1 rRNA gene is annotated in these 705 nt (G+C 52.2%); it reads left to right on the forward strand.

The window, feature by feature from the left end:
* Positions 1–705 (forward strand): 23S ribosomal RNA (locus tag ABD035_RS17570); the annotation flags it as partial.

Raw genomic sequence — 705 nt, forward strand, 5'->3', positions numbered from 1 at the left:
ATATGGGGGGACCATCCTCCAAGGCTAAATACTCCTGACTGACCGATAGTGAACCAGTACCGTGAGGGAAAGGCGAAAAGAACCCCGGCGAGGGGAGTGAAAAAGAACCTGAAACCGTGTACGTACAAGCAGTGGGAGCACCCTTTGGGGTGTGACTGCGTACCTTTTGTATAATGGGTCAGCGACTTATATTCTGTAGCAAGGTTAACCGTATAGGGGAGCCGCAGGGAAACCGAGTCTTAACTGGGCGTTAAGTTGCAGGGTATAGACCCGAAACCCGGTGATCTAGCCATGGGCAGGTTGAAGGTTGGGTAACACTAACTGGAGGACCGAACCGACTAATGTTGAAAAATTAGCGGATGACCTGTGGCTGGGGGTGAAAGGCCAATCAAACCGGGAGATAGCTGGTTCTCCCCGAAAGCTATTTAGGTAGCGCCTCGTGAATTCATCTCCGGGGGTAGAGCACTGTTTCGGCTAGGGGGCCATCCCGGCTTACCAACCCGATGCAAACTGCGAATACCGGAGAATGTTATCACGGGAGACACACGGCGGGTGCTAACGTCCGTCGTGAAGAGGGAAACAACCCAGACCGCCAGCTAAGGTCCCAAAGTCATAGTTAAGTGGGAAACGATGTGGGAAGGCTCAGACAGCCAGGATGTTGGCTTAGAAGCAGCCATCATTTAAAGAAAGCGTAATAGCTCACTG

It is taken from the genome of Tatumella terrea (assembly GCF_039523755.1).
In the GTDB taxonomy this organism is placed as follows: Bacteria; Pseudomonadota; Gammaproteobacteria; order Enterobacterales; family Enterobacteriaceae; genus Tatumella; species Tatumella terrea.